This is a genomic window from Streptomyces sp. NPDC033221 (assembly GCF_055577005.1).
Genome location: NZ_JBVIQN010000085.1, coordinates 3987 through 6124 on the forward strand (window position 1 = coordinate 3987; position 2138 = coordinate 6124).

Here is a 2138-nt window from a genome sequence, read left to right on the forward strand (position 1 = left end):
GCTTGTGGTTGCCCGGGGGCTGGTGGCCAGGAGGCTGATGATTGCCGGGTTTGGGATGGCCGGGTTGGGGGTGGCCAGGGTTGGGGCGGTGCCCGCCGGGGTTGGCGCACTGGTTGCCGAAGGCGGGGTTGAGCACGCCGATGACGTCGACGGTGTTGCCGCACAGGTTCACCGGCACGTGCGCGGGGGCCTGGAGCAGGTTGCCCGCGAGCACGCCCGGGGATCCCACGGAGGCGCCCTGCGCGCCGGAGTCGGCATGGGCGGCGCCCGCCGCCCCGCCGGCCAGCATTCCGGTCGCCGTCGCGGCGACCAGCACGCTTCTTTTCACGAAGTGTTGCACGTGTGTGGTCCTTCATCTTTCCGAAGGTGAGGAACCGGGCGCCCGGCGTTGACCGGGTGCCCGCACCCCGAAGGGGATACCGCCCAGCACCCCGAGCCGAGTCGTACCGCCCGGTGGGCGAACGCCCGGCTCAGGCCGCTTCGTTGGCCAATCGCAACGGAGGCGGCCAGCGGCGCTGAGCGTGTCGTATCGGACCAAACGAGCGACCCGCCAGAAGGAAACGCATGACTTTGCACGCGCCTCCGTGCCCAAACGGTTCTCCCTCCACCCGCCGCGCTCGTGCGAACTCTTCTGTCGCGGGCCAGGGGCGCGTGATCGTCTGCCGTGCGCCGGGGCGTGCACAGCGGTCACAGCACGGGTGTGCGCCAAGACGGAAGGACCACTGCTCCGCTGCTCCTACGTCAGTCGCCCAGCAGATCATGCTCGGGCAGCGCCCTGTAGGTTGGCTGCATGCCTTCTGCACTTATTGTTGGTTACGAGCCGAAAGCGATACCCGGCGCCGATGTGGAGGCCCTCCACGCGGCACTCGATGCGGAGTTGGCCAGCTTCGGCGAACACGGAATCGACGCGGCCATGGCGCTGATTGTGTTCGATCAGTCGGCCGAACCCACCCTCGTCGCGTCGCTGACCGAACGGCCGTGGGATGTCGTGGTCGTGGGCGGGGGAATTCGCAAGACCGAGCAACTGCTCCCGCTCTTCGAGCAGGTCATCAACCTCACCCGGCGCCACGCACCCCAGGCCGCCATCGCATTCAACACCAGCATCGGGGACAGTTTCGAGGCGGCACAGCGGTGGCTGTGAACTCCGTCCGCGGGGCCTCGCCTTTAGGAGTCCATTCAGAAAGCTGGGAGTTTTCGGGCGAGGGCCATGCACTGAGCAAGTTGGTGGAAGGCGTTGTGCATGTCGCCGCGCGCTTCCCAGCGGACTCGCAGCCGGCGCGGACCGTGAAGGTGAGCGATGGCTGCTTCGGCAACCCGCCGGACACGCCCCAGTCCCGAGCCGTGCGGCTGCCCTCGGTGAGCGATCTTCGGCACAATGCTCCGCTGCCGCAGGCGACGGCGGTAGACCTCGTGGTCATAACCGCGGTCTACACAAAGGCTCCGGGGCTTGCGCCGCGGTCGTCCGCGGCGGCCCCGGACGGGCGGCACGGTGTCGATCAGTGGAAGGAGCTGCGTGATGTCGTTGCGGTGACCGCCGGTCAGTGACACCCGCAGCGGAATTCCGCCGCCGTCGGTCAGCACATGGCGCTTGGAGCCCGGCTGCCCTCGGTCAAACAGGATGCCCTGCAGTGTCTTACGGTCATCGGTCCGCCTGCGGCCCGGGTACCGGTAGCGCATGATGCCGCGAGGCGAGCCGGGCAGCCATACCGCCGCCCGGCAGCATCTCCGGCCCGGGCGGGCTACGGAGTGGTGAACAGCCACCATGAAGTCGTGCCGTTCTGGGCGCAGAAGAACGACTGCCACTGGCCGGCTTGCTGCCCCTGGTTTCCGGCGACCCAGCACACTTCGTAGCTCGCGTACGGGCCGTAGACCGCGGTCGGAGCGGCGACCGAAGTGCCACTGACGGACTCGGAGGCCCGTGGCACTGCCGTCGCGGTGGCCGGGAGTGCGAATCCGGCGGAGATCAAAAGGACCACGGAAGCACCGCACAGCATTTTCCTGAGCATAAAACATTCCCCCTCATTGTCATCCGTGACGAAGATGACCCTAGGCGGTGTCTTCAAATGATCTTGTGTGGTGGATCATGGGCGGGTGATACGTCGACATGAGCTGTCGGATGCCGAGTGGGAGTTCGTCCG

At 67.4% G+C, this 2138-nt stretch carries 4 protein-coding genes; 1 reads left to right on the forward strand and 3 read right to left on the reverse strand.

What is annotated here, in order from left to right; all coding sequences use genetic code 11:
• Window positions 1–340: chaplin (locus tag ACZ53K_RS42495; RefSeq protein WP_468848465.1), on the reverse strand; the 340-nt coding region annotated here is incomplete at its 3' end.
• 450 nt (window positions 341–790) lie between these two features.
• Here ACZ53K_RS42495 and ACZ53K_RS42500 point away from each other — a divergent pair.
• A complete protein-coding gene (locus tag ACZ53K_RS42500; RefSeq protein ID WP_468848468.1) occupies window positions 791–1141 on the forward strand; it encodes a hypothetical protein in 351 nt (116 codons plus the stop codon).
• Between the two features lie 35 nt (window positions 1142–1176).
• On the opposite strand, the gene ACZ53K_RS42505 is transcribed toward ACZ53K_RS42500, so the two are convergent.
• Together ACZ53K_RS42505 and ACZ53K_RS42510 are read right to left on the reverse strand one after the other, a co-directional pair.
• A complete protein-coding gene (locus tag ACZ53K_RS42505; RefSeq protein WP_468848470.1) occupies window positions 1177–1764 on the reverse strand; it encodes a transposase in 588 nt (195 codons plus the stop codon).
• Window positions 1740–1976, reverse strand: coding sequence for a hypothetical protein (locus ACZ53K_RS42510; protein WP_468848473.1), 237 nt, complete (start codon window positions 1974–1976; stop codon window positions 1740–1742). The genes ACZ53K_RS42505 and ACZ53K_RS42510 overlap by 25 nt, the downstream gene beginning before the upstream one ends.
• Between the last annotated feature and the right edge of the window lie 162 nt (window positions 1977–2138).

Coding starts and splice junctions, on each gene's coding strand:
- ACZ53K_RS42505 (WP_468848470.1), bottom strand. CDS start 1,764: ATGGTGGCTGTTCACCACTCCGTAGCCCGCCCGGGCCGGAGATGCTGC.
- ACZ53K_RS42500 (WP_468848468.1), top strand. CDS start 791: ATGCCTTCTGCACTTATTGTTGGTTACGAGCCGAAAGCGATACCCGGC.